General features: G+C 71.4%; 15 protein-coding genes. 12 read left to right on the top strand and 3 right to left on the bottom strand.

Annotated elements, in window-relative coordinates; all coding sequences use genetic code 11:
- Positions 1–3 precede the first annotated feature (3 nt).
- The 3 genes from ACFVVM_RS27640 to ACFVVM_RS27630 form a co-directional block, all read right to left on the bottom strand.
- Positions 4–279, bottom strand: coding sequence for an Lrp/AsnC family transcriptional regulator (locus ACFVVM_RS27640; protein WP_387624047.1), 276 nt, complete (start codon positions 277–279; stop codon positions 4–6).
- Positions 280–288: 9 nt separating this feature from the next.
- Positions 289–831 (bottom strand): hypothetical protein, encoded by a 543-nt coding sequence (locus tag ACFVVM_RS27635; RefSeq protein WP_387624045.1) that lies wholly within the window; start codon positions 829–831, stop codon positions 289–291.
- Positions 832–988: 157 nt separating this feature from the next.
- Positions 989–2,794, bottom strand: coding sequence for a DEDD exonuclease domain-containing protein (locus ACFVVM_RS27630; RefSeq protein WP_387624042.1), 1,806 nt, complete (start codon positions 2,792–2,794; stop codon positions 989–991).
- Positions 2,795–3,368: 574 nt separating this feature from the next.
- Between ACFVVM_RS27630 and ACFVVM_RS27625 the strand changes: the two genes are divergently transcribed.
- From ACFVVM_RS27625 to ACFVVM_RS27570, 12 genes are all read left to right on the top strand, one after another.
- Positions 3,369–3,938, top strand: coding sequence for a C40 family peptidase (locus tag ACFVVM_RS27625; RefSeq protein ID WP_387624040.1), 570 nt, complete (start codon positions 3,369–3,371; stop codon positions 3,936–3,938).
- Positions 3,939–4,116: 178 nt separating this feature from the next.
- A complete protein-coding gene (locus ACFVVM_RS27620; RefSeq protein ID WP_387624037.1) occupies positions 4,117–5,181 on the top strand; it encodes an NlpC/P60 family protein in 1,065 nt (354 codons plus the stop codon).
- A gap of 9 nt (positions 5,182–5,190) precedes the next feature.
- Positions 5,191–6,204, top strand: a complete 1,014-nt coding sequence (locus ACFVVM_RS27615; protein WP_387624034.1) for a hypothetical protein — start codon at positions 5,191–5,193, stop codon at positions 6,202–6,204.
- A gap of 45 nt (positions 6,205–6,249) precedes the next feature.
- Entirely contained in the window at positions 6,250–7,377 is a 1,128-nt protein-coding gene (locus ACFVVM_RS27610; protein WP_387624032.1) for a glycosyltransferase family 4 protein, read from the top strand.
- A 43-nt stretch (positions 7,378–7,420) separates the two neighbouring features.
- Entirely contained in the window at positions 7,421–7,813 is a 393-nt protein-coding gene (locus tag ACFVVM_RS27605; protein WP_387624030.1) for a polyketide cyclase / dehydrase and lipid transport, read from the top strand.
- A 44-nt stretch (positions 7,814–7,857) separates the two neighbouring features.
- A complete protein-coding gene (locus ACFVVM_RS27600) occupies positions 7,858–8,295 on the top strand; it encodes an SRPBCC family protein (protein WP_387624027.1) in 438 nt (145 codons plus the stop codon).
- Positions 8,292–9,572, top strand: coding sequence for an ArsA family ATPase (locus ACFVVM_RS27595; protein ID WP_387624340.1), 1,281 nt, complete (start codon positions 8,292–8,294; stop codon positions 9,570–9,572). Before ACFVVM_RS27600 ends, ACFVVM_RS27595 begins: the two co-directional genes overlap by 4 nt.
- Positions 9,562–10,476 (top strand): hypothetical protein, encoded by a 915-nt coding sequence (locus ACFVVM_RS27590; RefSeq protein ID WP_387624024.1) that lies wholly within the window; start codon positions 9,562–9,564, stop codon positions 10,474–10,476. The genes ACFVVM_RS27595 and ACFVVM_RS27590 overlap by 11 nt, the downstream gene beginning before the upstream one ends.
- Positions 10,473–11,468: an ROK family protein gene (locus ACFVVM_RS27585; RefSeq protein ID WP_387624022.1), complete on the top strand. Its 996-nt coding sequence runs from the start codon at positions 10,473–10,475 to the stop codon at positions 11,466–11,468. The genes ACFVVM_RS27590 and ACFVVM_RS27585 overlap by 4 nt, the downstream gene beginning before the upstream one ends.
- Positions 11,469–11,585: 117 nt before the next feature.
- On the top strand, positions 11,586–12,311 hold the full coding sequence (locus ACFVVM_RS27580) for a lysophospholipid acyltransferase family protein (RefSeq protein ID WP_387624019.1): 726 nt from the start codon (positions 11,586–11,588) through the stop codon (positions 12,309–12,311).
- Between the two features lie 185 nt (positions 12,312–12,496).
- Positions 12,497–13,885, top strand: a complete 1,389-nt coding sequence (locus ACFVVM_RS27575; RefSeq protein ID WP_387624016.1) for an ABC1 kinase family protein — start codon at positions 12,497–12,499, stop codon at positions 13,883–13,885.
- Between the two features lie 108 nt (positions 13,886–13,993).
- Entirely contained in the window at positions 13,994–15,550 is a 1,557-nt protein-coding gene (locus tag ACFVVM_RS27570) for an alkaline phosphatase D family protein (RefSeq protein ID WP_387624013.1), read from the top strand.
- Positions 15,551–15,599 lie beyond the last annotated feature (49 nt).

Raw genomic sequence — 15,599 nt, 5'->3', positions numbered from 1 at the left:
GGGTCACTCCCCCAGCGAGAATCCGGCTTCCACATCGGCGCTGGAATAGGACTTGAACGCGATGTGGGTGGTGGTGCGGACGACGCCCGCCACCTTGTCGATGCCCGCGGTGACCACTTCGGCGATGCGCTCGTGGTCGCGGACCCGCACGATCGCGATCAGGTCCACATCACCGGCGCAGGAGTACACCTCGGCGACTCCGTCGGTGTCGGCGAGCGCCTGCGCGGTCTCGGGGATACGAGAGTTCTCGGCCTGGATCAGCACGATCGCGGTAATCATGGGATCAGCCTAGAACTTCGCCTCGGTGGCCGCTTTGAACCGTGCCATCGCCGCACGGCTCTTGATCCCCGGCGCCTCTTCGACCGAACTCGACACGTCGACGCCGAAGGGCTGGTGCCGGGCGATGACGTCGGCGACATTGTCCGCGTCGAGGCCACCGGCCAGCACGACCCGCCCCGGCTGCGCGCGCACCCAGTCGGGGAACTCCTCGAAGATCCCGGACCCGGCGCTGGCGTCATAGAAGAAGTACTGACTGTGCTGCGCCGGGTCGGGCGGGGTGGACGAGCAGAAGGCCAGGTTCGGCAGATCGGCCCACTGATAGAGCTGCACCACGTCGAAGGCGTCGGCCACCTCGGCGACCTCGGACGCTTCCAGCGCGACGACGAAGGTGGTGATGCGGCCGCGCGCGTAGTCGGCGAGGGCGCGGGCCTGCGAGGGGGTGCGGTACCGCTTGCTCTTACGCGTCACCATCACGCCGATCGCGGAGTACCCGAGTTCGACGGCCCAGTCGATCTGCTCCTCGGTGGTCAGACCGCACACCTTCACGAACATCCGTCGACGCCCCTCTCCTTATTACCCGCACGCGCGCGCGGGAGCCGGTGATCCATGATCCCGGACCGGGACCGGACGCCGCTCGGCCAGGTACCGCTGCGCAGAACTGGTCGGCGTCGCGATGGGCACGGCGGGCCCATGATCGCGGATCCGGCGATCACCGCTGCGCCAGGTACTCGTCCTGCGCGCTGATCGCCGTCGCCGCGGTGCGCGCGAGCTTCGCCCACCCCACCCAGCGGGCGGCCCCGTGCAGCGGTTCGCGGTATCCCTGGCTGGTGCGCACGATCCGGGCGCCGGGCGTCGCCAGCCAGCGCGCGACCACCCCGACCTCCTCCGGTGACGCGCCACGCAGCGGCGGGATGTCGTCCTCGGACAGCGCGCCGTGATCGACGTAGGCATCGCCGGCGGCGGGAGCCGCGTCGCCCAGCTCGGGCACCACCGTTTCGGCGGCGGCGACGATCTGGTCGACGACAGCCATCGGCGGGGTGCCGCGGGGTGCGGTGCCCGCGGCGGCGAGGCGGCCGTAGCGGATCACCGAGAATTCCCAGCCCTTTTCACCGTCGGGCAGAGCGACGATCAGTTCGGCGATCCGGGCCACGGCGGCGAGGCGCTGGGTGCGGTGCAGCATGGTGACGACGGCGGCGGTGCGATCACGCAGGCGCGCGGCCGCTTCGAAATGCTGGGCGGCCGAATGGATTTCGATGCGGTCGAGCATGGTGCGCAGGAGCGTGTCGGCGCGGCCGGTGAACAGGTCGCGGACCGCGTGCACGGCGGGAGCGTAGGCCGAGGCGTCGAGATCGTCCGCCGCCCGCGCCGCGGGGCAGCCGCCGACGACCGCGGGTGGGCAGGTGTGTTTCGCCGTGCGGGTGAGCCGGGTCGCGCAGGTCCGCAGTCCGGCGAACTCGGCGACGGTGGCGGCCACGTCGACGGCGTCGGTGCGAGAAGAGAAGGGCCCCAATGCCGTTCGGGTCGGGGTGCGCACCGCGACGAGCCGGGGGAAGGCCTCGTCGCTGAGCGTGAGCCACCATCCCTTGCGAGGGAACTTCGAGCGGCGGTTGTAGGGCGGGGCGTGCGCGGCGAGCAACCGCAGCTCGCGCACCCCGGCCTCGAGACCGTGGGCGCACACCACGTGGTCGACCCGAATCGCCAGTGCCACCATCTCTTTCATCCGCCCACGGGTCTCCGAACCGGTGAAGTAATTGCGCACGCGGCGACGCAGATTCACCGCCGTCCCTATATAGAGGACTTCCTCCGACGGTCCACGGAAGAGATAGACGCCGGGCGCGGCGGGCAGATCGGTCGCGAAAGTGCGCTTGGCGCGCTGGGTTCCGGTGACGGCGGGCAGATAGTCGAGCAGCTCGGTCAGGCTGTGCACACCCTGGTTGCCGACCCGCCCGATCAGCGCGTGCAGCACGTCGACGGTGGCGCGGGCGTCGTCGAGCGCGCGATGGGTCGGGGTGGTCGATGCGCCGAGTACCGCCGCGAGCACCCCGAGCCGGGCCGAGGGCGCCTCGTCGCGGGTCAGCACCCGCCGCGCCAGCTTCACCGTGCACAGCACCCGCGGATTCGGCCAGTCGATGCCCTGGCGCGCGGCCGCGGCCTTCAGAAAGGCGGTGTCGAAGCGGGCATTGTGCGCCACCAGCACCGCCCCCGCCGCGAACTCGAGGAAGCCGGGCAGCACCGCCTCGATCCGCGGCGCCTCGTAGACCATGGCCGTGGTGATCCCGGTGATCTGCACGATCGCGGGCGGAATCGCGAACCCCGGATTCACCAGTGTCGCGAACTCCCCCAGCACTTCTCCCCCGCGCACCTTCACCGCACCGATCTCGGTGATCGCGTCACCGTCCGGGCTGGTCCCGGTCGTTTCCAGGTCGACGACGACGAAAGTGGTGTCGTAGAGCGGAGTATCGAGCTCGTCGAAGGCCAGCTGACGGGCGGCCGGGAGCGCAACGGGTTCGGACACGGCCAGCAGCGTAGGACGGGGGTCCGACACACTCGCCGACGGCAATTCGGCGCGAGACTTTCGTTCCGATGCGAACAAAATGACCTTGGTCAGCGTCGATTGAGAGCGGGCTCACAGTTTGCCGATAATCACATGACCGGGGCGAGTTTCATCGGATAAGACGGATTACCGATCGGCGGGCGCCGGGGCGGGCGGCGCGCCGCCCGCGCGGACGACTGGGCGACCGACCGGTTCAGAACGCGACGCGCGGAACCCACCTGGGGATTCACCCCTAGGGGTAGGCCCGGAGGCCCTCGGGAACCCCTGGACGACGCGCCCGGCGGTGGTCGCGAAACGTCCCGGAAACGACCTGGAGTTATCGTTTCGTGATCAGTGTGACGCAGCTCGCACGCAAAGTTCGCGCACATCCGCGCATTCGCCTCCCGGACCAATGTCCGACTTTACAAACCACCGTGATGTCTTCGTAACCTTTTCGAGACCTCACGGAGTCCGCCAGGCCGGAAACGGCTCGGTGCGAGGAGTCCGCCCCGTCATACGGACGGGGCGTCGTGGGGCAGATTGGAAGTACCGCATCATGGCGATCAACACCGTCAAGCGTCAGGCGCAGCGTGCCGTTGCCGCCGGAGCCGTCGGCGCTGCCACCATCGGCGCGTTCCTCCTCCCGGCCGCTCCCGCGTCGGCGACGCCGGTGACGATCCCGGGGATCGGCACCTTCGAGGTGCCCAACGAGATCCCGCTGCCGCAGGGCATCCCCGGCATCGAGATCCCGGCCGCGCCGCAGACCTTCACCGCGCCGCGCGCCACCGCCGCCGACATCGCCCTCGACGCCGCGCTGAGCAAGATCGGCTCGCCCTACGTCTACGGTGCCGCGGGCCCGGATGCCTTCGACTGCTCCGGTCTGGTCCAGTGGGCCTACCGTCAGGCCGGCATGGAGCTGCCGCGCACCAGCGGCGCCCAGCTCGGCGCGGGCGCCCCGGTCTCGATCGACGCCCTGCAGCCCGGCGACATGATCTCGTTCTACGGCGGCGGCCACTCCGGCCTGTACGCGGGCAACGGCAACGTCGTGCACGCCTCGACCTCGGGCACCCCGGTGCAGCTCGCGCCGCTGTCCTCGATGCCGTTCGCGGGCGCGCGCCGCTTCTGACCGGTCGGGTACGGTGCGTCGTTCACGGGGAAGGGCGCACCGTGACCCTCTCGTGCCCTACTGGACACGGACACACGCGGTTCCGTAACCTGATCGAGACCTTTGTGGCGGACGAGGAGCTCGGGCTCAGGTAAGGCGCTGCACCAGCGGACAACGAGAGAACGAGGTACCGGGCACTGTGACCGCACACCACCGGAATCCGCACGCTTCGCGTGGCTTCGTCGCAGCACTGTCCGCCGCTTTCCTGGTGTGCGCCGCCGTCACCGGTGGCCCCGCCGCCGCCGACCCGGTCGCCCTGCCGACCACCGCGACCGACGCCATCGCCCGGATGGTCGATCTGTCCCGCCAGTCCGAGCAGCTCAATCAGCAATCGCTCACCGCCCAGGCCGATCTCGACGCCAAACTCGCGCTGCAGCGCGAGGCCGACGACAAGCTGGCCGCGAGTACCGCGGTCGCCGACGCGGCCCGCGCCGAGGTGCGCAGGTTCCAGCCGATGATCGACCGCACCGCCGTGGCCGCCTATACCGGCGTGCGCACCAACAGCATGTTCGCCGTGCTGTCGAGCGAATCGCCCCAGCAGTTGCTGGACAAGATGTCGACCCTCGACGTGCTGGCCCAGCAGACCACCGACACGGTCCGCCAGTTCAAGCAGGCCGCCGACGCCGCCACCGCCGCCGAATCGGTCACCCGGGCCGCCGCCGACGCCGCGCACGCCGCCACCGCGGCCGCCGACGCCGTGCGCGCCGATGTCGACCGCAAGCTCCAGGATCTCGGCGTCGCGACCACCCAGGTCGTCGAGGCGTGGGGCGCGCTCTCGGCCCGCGACAAGTCGACGCTGGCCGGTTCGCCCTTCCCGCCCGGCTTCGACCGCGACTCCCTGCTGGCCGGCCTGGTCCCCGGCAGCGGCACCAGCGCGCTGGCCGCCGCCCTGACCCGCGTCGGCGATCCGTACGTCTGGGGCGCCACCGGCCCCGACCAGTTCGACTGCTCCGGTCTGGTGCAGTGGGCCTTCAAACAGGTCGGCAAGAACGTCCCGCGCACCAGTTCCGCGCAGGCCGGATACGGCACCCCGGTGGCCAAGGACGATCTGCAGCCCGGCGACGTGGTGCTGTTCTATTCCGACATCTCCCACGTCGGGATCTACGCGGGCAACGGAATGATGGTGCACGCCTCCACCTTCGGTGTGCCGGTGGCTGTCGCGCCGATCAACACCACCCCGTGGCACTCGGCCCGGCGATACTGAGGGGCGACGGTGACCGAACCGCCGCGCCGCACGTCCGGCTTCCGCTCCTGGCTCTCGGCCAACGGCCGCCTGGAATTCTGTCTCACGCTCGTCTCGGTCACCCTGTTGACCGGGGCGTGCGCCGCGCTGATCCTGGTGCCGCGCAACGTCGGCGGGCTGCAGCTGGCCACCGACGAGGCCGAGGTGCTCGGCACCACCGAGGCCATCGACGATCCGCGCCTGACGCCCGTGCGGCGTGAGCTGCAGCCGTTCGGCCCGATCCTGGTGCGCGGTGTCGCCGGGGGTGATACGGCCGACGCGCTGCTGGTCGCCCATCCCGGCCACCGCGCCGATCTCGATGTCCTCGAGCAGGAACTCGGACCGGCGATCGCGGATGTCAGCGCCGTGTGGGGCGCCGAATGGAACCGCGCGCCCGTGGTGGTCGTGGCGGGGTCCCCGGCCGAATTCACCGCGCTCACCAGGGTCGCGGGCGCCACGGCCACCCCCGATGTGGCCGCCGTGTCGCTCACCGGCTCCTATGTCCCCGGGAGCACCCCCACCGACCAGCGCATCGTGTTCAACCCCGACGCGCGCCGCCGGGTCGGCGACGAGGGCCTGGCGACGCTGCTGCGCCACGAGCTCACCCACGTCGCGACCAGGGCCGACACCACCGACGGTTCGCCGCTGTGGATGCTCGAGGGCTTCGCCGAGTACGTCGCCCAGCGCGCGCAGGGCACCACGTTCTCCCAGATCGCGCCGACGCTCACCACCCGGTTGCGCGCGGGCACGCTGCCCACCGACCTGGTCGCCGACGCCGCGTTCACCGGAACCGACGCGCCCTACGCCTACGAAACCGCGTGGAGCGCCTGCGCGTTCGTGGCCGACCAGTACGGCGAGGCCACCCTGACCGCGCTGTACAAGCGGCTCGCGACCGGTCCGCACTCACCCGCCGCGCAGGATGTCGCGTTCGCCGAGGTCCTCGGTACCTCGCGCGCCGAGCTGCTCGACGGCTGGCGGTCCTGGCTGCGCGGCCATGCTGCCTGACCACCGTCCGCGTCCGTATCAGCCGACCCATTAGGTTGTTCAGTTATGGCCCGAACTCTGCTGGTTACCAATGATTTCCCGCCTCGGCCGGGCGGAATCCAGTCGTATCTGCAGGCCCTGTCGAATCAGCTGCCCCCCGAGGACCTGGTGGTGTACGCGCCGCGCTGGCGTGGCGACAGCCACGACAAGTTCGACGCCGCCCAGAAGTTCCGCGTCGTTCGCCACCCGACGACGCTGATGCTGCCCACCCCCGCGGTCATCACCCGCGCCTCGGCGCTGCTACGCGAGCACGAGTGCGACACCGTGTGGTTCGGCGCGGCCGCCCCGCTGGCCGCGATGGCGCCGATGCTGCGGCGCGCGGGCGCCGAACGCATCCTGGCCAGCACACACGGCCACGAGGTCGGCTGGTCGATGCTGCCGGGTTCGCGGCAGGTGCTGCGCTCGATCGGCCAGAACACCGACGTGGTCACCTACGTCAGCAAGTACACCCGCGGCCGGTTCGCCTCCGCCTTCGGTCCGCGCGCCGCGCTCGAGTACCTGCCGCCGGGGGTCGATCCGGCCGAGTTCCGGCCCGACCCGGCCGCGCGCGCCGAGCTGCGCGCCCGCTACGGCCTCGGCGACCGGCCGACCGTGCTCTGCCTGTCGCGCCTGGTGGCGCGCAAGGGCCAGGACATGCTGATCGTGGCGATGACCGAGATCCGCGAACGCGTCGACGGCGCGGTGCTGGTGATCGCGGGTGGCGGGCCGTACGAGTCCCGGTTGCGGGCACTGGCCGACACCCTCGGCGTCGCCGACAGCGTCGTGTTCACCGGGCGGGTGCCCTCGGGCGAACTGGCCGCCCACCACACCATCGCCGACGTGTTCGCCATGCCGTGCCGCACCCGCGGCGCCGGGCTGGACGTGGAGGGCCTCGGCATCGTCTTCCTCGAGGCCTCGGCCAGCGGGGTTCCGGTGGTGGCCGGTGATTCCGGCGGCGCACCGGAGACCGTCCGCGAGGGCGAGACCGGGCTGGTCGTGCAGGGCCGCTCCGCCGCGCAGATCACCGACGCGATCGTCGAGCTGCTCGGCGACCGGGACCGGGCCGCCGCGATGGGTGCCGCGGGCCGGGCCTGGGTCGAGCAGAACTGGCACTGGGACCGGCAGGGCGCCCGGTTGCGGGAACTTCTCCGGTGACACCCTGGCCTGTGCCGGTGTGGCGTCCACTACGCTCAGCGAGGTGAGCAGTATCCAGGTCGCAGATCAGACCTTCGTCGCCGCGCCGCCCGCCGCCATCGCCGAGATCCTCGGCGCGCCGAACAACTGGCGCCGCTGGTGGCCCGACCTACGCCTCGACGTGCGCGAGGATCGCGGGGACAAGGGCATCCGCTGGACCGTGGCCGGGCCGCTGAACGGCACCATGGAGGTCTGGCTCGAAGCCGCGGCCGACGGGGCGATCCTGCACTACTTCCTGCACGCCGAGTCGACCGCGGCCAAGCCGCTGTCCCCGCGCGCGCAGGCCGCGGCCAACCGGGCCCGCCGGGTCGCGGGCAAGGACATGTCGTTCGAACTGAAGGCTCGGCTCGAAGCCGGTCGACCCGCGGGCGTCGCGCCCGCGGCCGCCGCATCCTGAGCGCCCGACTGCTCGTCCCGCACGAAAGGAACTCTCCTACTGCCATGGCCGACCGGACCCAGAGATCGATCGTCATCGAGGCGCCGTCGAAACAGGTGATGGCCGTCATCGCGGATCTGGAGTCCTATCCGGAGTGGGTCTCCGCCGCCCAGTCGGTGGAGGTACTCGACACCGACGCCGCGGGCCGGGCCGCGACCGCGCGTTTCGTGCTCGACGCCGGTGTCGTCAAGGACACCTACGTGCTGGCCTACACCTGGCGCGCCGACGGCATGGCGGTGAGCTGGCAGCTGGTCAGCGGTGACCTGCAGAAGGCCCAGGACGGCAGCTACGAGCTGCGCGCGCTGCCCGGGGGCGGCACCGAGGTGATCTACGAGCTCACCGTCGACCTGAACATCCCGATGATCGGCATGTTCAAGCGCAAGGCCGAGAAGGTCATCACCGATACGGCGTTGAAGGAACTGAAGAAACGGGTCGAGGACTGAGCGCCACGGGCGGTACCCGCGTCGAGCTGTTCGTCGGCAAGGGCGGCGTCGGCAAGACGACGCTGGCCTGCGCGACGGGCATGGCTCACGCGCGCGCCGGTCAGCGGGTGCTGATCGCCTCGCTGGACCAGGCGCATTCGCTCGGTGACGCGCTCGGTTTCCGGTTCCCGCACGATCCGGGCACCGTGGCCGGGGTCGCCAGGGTGGCGCCGGGGCTGGAGGCGATCGAGATCGATTCCCTCGCCCTGCTCGAGGACCGGTTCCGCGATGTCGTGCGGATGCTGGACAAGGGCGGCGGCCACGATCACGGGATCGACCTGGCGGCACTGGATCCCGCCGAGCTGACCGGACTGCCCGGGGTGCAGGAACTGCTGATGCTGGTCGAGATCGCGCAGTACACCGAGGAGCAGGACTGGGACGTCATCGTCATCGACTGCCCGCCCTCGGCCGACATGCTGCGCATCGTCACCGCACCCGACACCCTGCTCAGCTATCTCGAACGCCTCTGGCCGCGGCACCAGCGCACGATGAGCGCGATCGGCGCCGACCTGCGCAAGGCGGTGCTGGCGGCGACGGTCGAACGCATCGTCAAGGCGGTGACCCAGGTCCGCGATCTACTCGCCGACCGCACCCGCACCAGCGCCCGGTTGATCACCGGCCCCGAACAGGTCGCCGTCGCCGAAGCCAGGCGGGTGCGCTCGGCGGCCGCGCTGATCGGGCTGCGGCTGGACGCGGTGGTGGTGAACAAGGTGCTCGCGCCGGTGCCGCCGCCCGGCGAGGACGCCCATCCGGCCGTGCACTGGTACCTGAACCGGCGCGCCGAACAGCTGGAAGTGGTGGCCCGGCTGCACGAGCAGCTCACCGACGTGCCGATCCTGATCGCCCAGCACGCCGGGGCCGAACCGGTCGGGCTGAGCGCGCTGTCCGCGTTCTCCTATTCGCTCGACACGCCGTCGGCCGCGCACGCTCAGGGCGCGGAATCGGGCGAACCGATGGTTCGATGGGAGTCCGGCTCCGGCGTCGACTCCGTGTACGCGATGCGGATGCGGTTGCCGGTGGTCGATCCCGGCACCTTGCGGCTGGGCCGAGTGGAGGACGATCTGATCGTGGGAGCCGACGGGGTGCGCACGCGGGTGCGCCTGGCACCGGTGCTGCAACGCTGCACCGTGGCGGGCGCCGAACTCGACGACGATCAGCTCGTGGTCCGCTTCCGTCCCGATCCGCACGTCTGGCCCGCCGATCCGAACTACACGAAGGCCACCGCAGATGAGCAGTGACAGGCAATCCGACCGCCACGGCCACCATCCCGACGGCTTCGCCGAGTTCACCGAGGAGCTGCGCCTGCTCGCCGAGGTGCTGCTGGCCCGCGTCGAACCGGTGCTGCGCCGCACCGCCGCCGACGGCCAGGCCGACCTCGGCGGCTGCGCCTGGTGCCCGGTCTGCGCGGCCGCGGCCCTGGTCCGCGGCGAACACCACGATGTCGTCGCCGCGCTCGCCGAGCACGGCACCTCCATGGTGACGGTCCTGCGTGAAGCGCTGGCAGGCGTCCCCGTCGAGCCCCTGCTCCCCGAGGAGTGGGCCGATCACGCCGCGGGCCACCCGAATTCGCGTCCCGCACACCCGCAGGACGGCGCTGCCCGACCGAACGGCGCCGACGAACCCGGGGTCACCGCACCGGAACAGCCGCCCCACGCCACCGAATCGGCGGCATCGGCACGCGGTCGTCGCGGCGCACCCGGGACCGGCCTCCGCACCGCACCGGCCGGCGCGGCGGCGGTCACCGGCGAATCCGGCCCGACGACAACCGGTTTCCGCGCCACCGTGCCCGGCCAGGCACCCGCGGGCGCAACCGCCGAATCGCCCCCGCTCGCCGATCCGGCGGGCCGCGCGCGCCCGCGCTGGGGTAACGCACGCGGTGACCAGGCGGGCACTCCGCGACCGCGGCGGGTCGACGAGTTCGCCGCCCCACGTCAGCAGGGCGCCCCGGCACGCGCGACCGAGCACCGTGCCACCGAACCGGTGGTCCCCGAGGATCCCGCGCCCACCGGCCTGTTCCCCGCTCCCCCGCACAAGGCCGACGACACCGCGCACCGGCGTCGCAGCGCCGATGCGGATCGATCGCGCGCCGCCAGCGCGCCACGCTCGCGTTATGTCGACATTCCGGTGACGATCCGGGGATGACCCAGCGGATCGACCCCTCCCACCTGCTCACCGTCGGCATCGACGTGGGCGGCACGAACATCCGCGCCTCGGTCGTCGACGCCGAGGGCGAGGTGCTCGACACCGTGCAGGCACCGACCCCGCATTCGGCGCGGGCGCTCGAGGACGCGATCGACCGTTCGGTGCGCGAGCTCGCGCGCAGGCATCCGATCGCCGCGGTGGGGCTGGCCGTCGCCGGGTTCATCTCCGAGGATCGCTCGACGGTCCTGTTCGCCCCGCACCTGCCGTGGCAGAAGGCCCCGGTCGCGCAGCGGCTCGGCGCGCGCCTCGGGCTGCCGGTCATCCTCGAGCACGACGCGAACGCCGCGGGCTGGGCGGAGTACCGCTTCGGCGCGGCCGCGGGCGGGCACACCGTGGTGCTCGTCGCGATCGGTACCGGTATCGGTGCCGCCCTGCTCATCGACGGTCGGCTCTACCGCGGCAGCCACGGCATCGCGCCCGAACTCGGTCACCTGCAGGTGGTCCCGGGCGGGCGGGCCTGCCCCTGCGGAAAACGCGGCTGCTGGGAGCGCTACTGCAGCGGAACGGCACTGGCCGAGACCGCGATCGAGATGCTGGCCACCGACCCGGTGCGCTCGGTCCTGGCCCGCGACGTGCTCCGCGACCCCGGCTCGCTGACCGGACGACGGGTGGCGGGCGCCGCGCACGACGGCGACGCGCTGGCGGTGCGGGTGATGGCCGATTTCGCGCGCTGGCTCGGCCTCGGCCTCGCCTTCGTCAGCGATCTGTTCGATCCCGATCTGATCGTGATCGCCGGCGGGGTGAGCAGTTCGGCGCCGCTGTTCCTCGACGAGGCCCGCGAGCACTACGCGGGCGCGGTCACCGGCGCGGGGCATCGGCCGCTGGCCCGGCTGCGCACGACCCAGCTCGGCGAGGCCGCGGGCATGATCGGCGCCGCGGAATTGGCCAGGGCGGCGGCCGATGCGCCGGTGGCCCGCACAGCCGGGAGATGATGGTCACACCCATGCCCGATCGCTACCGTCCTGGGTTGGTTGTGACCTGCGACCAGCGGTAAAGTCGTTTTCCGACGAGGCTGCACACGACCATCCCGGTCCCGGGGAAAGGACGCCATGTTCTACTGGCTGCTCAAGTTCGTACTCGTGGGACCGTGGATGCATCTGTACAACCGGCCCGAGGTCGAGGGTGTGGAGAACATCCCGACCGACGGCCCGGCGATCATGGCGGGCAACCACCTGTCGTTCTCCGACTGGTTGTTCGCACCGCTGCTGAGCCCGCGCCGGATCAACTATCTGGCCAAGGCCGAGTACTTCACCACCCCCGGCATCAAGGGCCGCCTGCAGAAGTTCTTCTTCAGCGGCACCGGCCAGTACCCGATCGACCGCAGCGGCGCCACGGCGGCCGAGGACGCGCTCAACGCGGCCCGCAAGCTGCTCGACGAAGGCCGTCTCGTCGGCCTGTACCCCGAGGGCACCCGCTCCCCCGACGGCCGCCTCTACAAGGGCAAGACCGGCATGGCCCGGCTCGCCCTGGAGACCGGTGTCCCGGTGATCCCGGTCGCGGTGATCGGCACCGACAAGGTGAGCCCGCCCGGACCGTTCAAGTGGCGTCGGCACAAGGTCACCCTCAAGTTCGGTGCGCCGCTGGACTTCTCGCGCTACGAGGGCATGAGCGGCAACCGCTTCGTCGAGCGTGCCGTCACCGACGAGGTGATGTACGAGCTGATGCGCCTCACCGGGCAGGAATACGTCGACGTCTACGCGCACAGCCTCAAGAAGGGTGTGCCCGCCGGCGCGGCACCCGAGGCCACCCGCATCCCCGACTCGGCCGCCAGCTGACCCTGAATCCGTTGTCCCGCAGGCCGATGAGTGATCCCTCGGCAGCCTTCGTCGGCTGCGGCGAATCGGTCGGCACCGCCCGACACTCAACGCCGCACGCACCGGATTGGTAGCCTGCACGGAGCACGACGCCGACGGGTGGGCGGTCACACCGGTGACAGCGTCGACGGGGCAGTGAGGTGGACATGGTCGGTCGCGATCTCGAAGGCCGGGTGGTGCCGTTCGCCCGCAGGACCCGCTCGACACCCGATGCCGACATCGGCAATCCCCCCACCGGCCGGGTGGCCCGCGGCGCGCGCCTGGCGGCGGTGCCGGTGGCGTACGCGGGGCGGCGGATCGCCGGACTCGGCAAGCGTGCCGTCGGCCGGTCCTCGGCCGAGGTCGAACACGACATCCGGATCCGCACCGCCGAGCATCTGTTCCAGGTCCTCGGCGAACTCAAGGGCTGTGTGGCGAAACTGGGCCAGCTGCTCGGTCTGCTCGAACTGGGCCTCGGGCCCGATCTGGCCGAGCCGTACCGCAAAGCCCTTGCGCGTCTGCACGATTCGGCGCCGGCCATGCTGCCCGCCGCCGTGCACGCCGAGCTGGCCACCCACCTCGGCCCCGAATGGCGTTCGCTGTTCCTGGAATTCGACGATCGCGCCGCCGCGGCCGCCTCGGTCGGGCAGGTCCATCGCGCCCGCTGGCACGACGGCACCCCGGTCGCGGTGAAGGTCATGTACCCGGGCGCGCGCCGCGCCGTGCTGGCCGACCTGAAGGCCCTGCGCCGGGCGACGCCCCTGTTCACCGCCCTGCTGCCCGGCGCCGACACCCGCCCGGTGATCGAGGCACTGTGCGCCGAGCTCGAGGCCGAACTCGACTACGCCCGCGAGGCGGCCAACCAGCGCGCCTTCGCCGCCGCCTTCGCCGACGACCCGGATGTGGTGCTGAGCCGGGTGATCGCCCAGCACGGCGACGTGCTGGTCACCGAGTGGCTCGACGGTGTGCCGCTGTCGCGGTTGATCGTGCGCGGCGAGGCCGCCGAACTCGACCGGCTCGGCGTGCTGATCCTGCGCTTCCTGTTCTCCGCGCCCGCCCGCGCCGAACTCGTCTACGGCGACCCGCATCCCGGCAACTTCCTGCGGATGCCCGACGGCCGCCTCGGCGTCGTCGACTTCGGCGCGTGCACACCGTGGCCCGCCGCCTTCCTCGATGTCGCCGGTGATGTCGGCGCCGCCGTGATGGCGGACTCCCCCGCCGATCTCGAGGCCGCCATCCGCAGGCACGGTTTCGTCGCGCCCGGCCGCGAGCTCGACATCGCCACCGTCGCCGCCCGGCTGCGGGTGGTGCGCGAGGCCCTGCTCGCCCCCACCTATCCGCTCTCGGGCGACTGGCTGCGCGAACAGGTCCGCCTGGTCACCGACCTGCGCCTGTCGAACGTGCTGCGCCAGCTGACGATGCCGCCCGGCCACACCCCCATCCTGCGCTCGTTCCTCGGCGGCGTCGCCGTGCTCTGCCAATTGCAGACCGCGGTGCCGTTGCGCGCCGAATGCACCCGCTGGTACCCGGAAACCGCCGCCGCGGTGGGTCTGTGAGGTAGCGCGCCGCCGCTCGGCGACCGTTAGCCATCCGTACGACACCGTTCACGTGGCGTTGCCACGCCCGCGTCCCGGCGTTCCGACCGGCGATGCACCGTGTCACCCATGGCTGGTTCGGATTTCGCGATGTCCCGGCGCACACTGTTGCGCGCCTCCGCCCTCGGTCTGGTCGTCACCCCCGCGCTCGCCGCGTGCGGTTCCGGTGACGGACCAGCTCTGGTACGGGCCAGGCCCACTCTCACCCATGGTGTCGCCGTCGGCGATCCGCGCAGCGACGGCGCCCTGATCTGGGCACGCTCGGACGTTCCGGCCACGCTGGTCGTGGAGACCTCGGCGACCGAGAGCTTCGGCGAGGTCAAGCGTTTCACCGGTCCCCTGCTCACGCCCGCCACCGACGGCACCGGACGGATCCGGGTCAACGGCCTGCCCGCCGGCGAGCTCGTGCACTACCGCGTGCGTCTCGACGGCGAGGACGGCGCGAGCTCGGAGCCGGTCACCGGCGTCTTCCGCACCGCGCCCACCGCACCCGCCGACATCTCCCTGCTGTGGTCGGGTGACGTCGCGGGCCAGGGCTACGGCATCAATCCCGATCTGGGCGGCATGAAGATCTTCGCCGCCATGGCCGCGCGCGACCCGCACCTGTTCCTGCACTCCGGCGATGTCGTCTACGCCGACAACGCGCTGAAGGAATCGGTGACCCTGCCCGACGGACGGATCTGGCGCAATGTCACCGCCGAGGCCAAGAACGCCCCCGCCGAGACCCTCGACCAGTTCCGCGGCAACTACGCCTACAACCTCACCGACGACAACTACCGCGCCTTCAATGCCGCCGTCGCCCAGGTGGTCCAGTGGGACGACCACGAGACCACCAACAACTGGTACCCCGGCGGCACCGTCGCCGCCGAGAAGGGCTACACCGAGCGCAGCATGGACACCCTCGCGGCCCGCTCCTGGCAGGCCTTCCACGAGTGGATGCCGCTGGAGCCGAAAGAGGCGGTCGACGGCAGGCTCTACCGCAAGATCTCCTACGGCCCGCTGCTGGACGTGTTCGTCCTCGACATGCGCGCCTACAAGGACGCCAACGACGCCAACACCGCGCCCAGCGGCGCCATCTTCGGCCCCGCCCAGACCCGCTGGCTCATCGACGGTCTGCGCGATTCGACGGCCACCTGGAAGATCGTCGCCGCCGACCTGCCGCTGGGCGTGATCGTCCCCGACGGCAAGACCGCCTTCGAGGGCCCGGCCAACGCCGACCCCGGCGCGCCCTCGGGCCGCGAGACCGAGATCGCCCAGGTGCTCTCGGCGATCAAGGCGAACAAGGTGCGCGACGTCGTCTGGCTCACCGCCGACGTGCACTACACCGCCGCGCACCACTACTCGCCCGCCCGCGCCGCCTTCACCGATTTCGACGAGTTCTGGGAGTTCGTCTCGGGTCCGCTCAACGCGGGCGCCTTCGGTCCCAACGACCTCGACCCGACCTTCGGACCGGAGGCGGTGTTCGTGCACGCGCCGCCGGAACCCAACACCTCACCGCTGGACGCGGACTACCAGCACTTCGGCGAGGTCCGCATCGACGGCCGCTCGGCGGAATTGACCGTCAACTTGTGCGACGCGACCGGAAAAGTCCTGTTCACCCAGCAGCTCGCGCCCGGACGGAACTAGGTGCGAAGTACCCTGCGCAAGAATCGCCCAGCTGTGGTTAGCTATGCGG

This window comes from Nocardia sp. NPDC058176 (genome assembly GCF_042883805.1).
Classification (GTDB): domain Bacteria; phylum Actinomycetota; class Actinomycetes; order Mycobacteriales; family Mycobacteriaceae; genus Nocardia.
The sequence above is the reverse complement of the archived record's forward strand: the minus strand, read 5'-3'. Positions and strand labels throughout refer to the sequence as shown.